The sequence below is a fragment of the Psychrobacter sp. W2-37-MNA-CIBAN-0211 genome, from assembly GCF_040309405.1.
Classification (GTDB): domain Bacteria; phylum Pseudomonadota; class Gammaproteobacteria; order Pseudomonadales; family Moraxellaceae; genus Psychrobacter; species Psychrobacter glaciei.
This window is the reverse complement of the sequence record NZ_JBEOOU010000212.1, coordinates 1-271: the sequence shown is the minus strand read 5'-3', so window position 1 is coordinate 271 and position 271 is coordinate 1. Positions and strand designations below refer to the sequence as shown.

1 protein-coding gene is annotated in these 271 nt (G+C 63.8%); it reads left to right on the top strand.

Going from position 1 to position 271, the window contains the following annotated elements:
- Positions 1–13 precede the first annotated feature (13 nt).
- Positions 14–271 (top strand): condensation domain-containing protein (locus AAEY72_RS14955; protein ID WP_352311345.1); only part of this gene is annotated, 258 nt, incomplete at its 3' end.

The window sequence follows — 271 nt, the reverse complement described above, 5'->3', positions numbered from 1 at the left end:
CCACGGTCCTTTGATGCGCGCGGTGCTGGCGCAATTGAACGACGGTTCCCAGCGTTTGCTGTTGGTGATCCATCACCTGGTGGTAGATGGCGTGTCGTGGCGGGTTCTGCTTGAAGACCTGCAGACCGCCTACCGTCAGCTCACCCGTGGCGCGGCCGTAGTATTGCCGGCCAAGACCAGTTCTACTCGCGACTGGGCCCAGCGCCTGCAGCAGTACGCCCAAGGTGAAGCGCTGCGCCTGGAGCTGGAGGGGTGGCAAGCACGCTTGCAG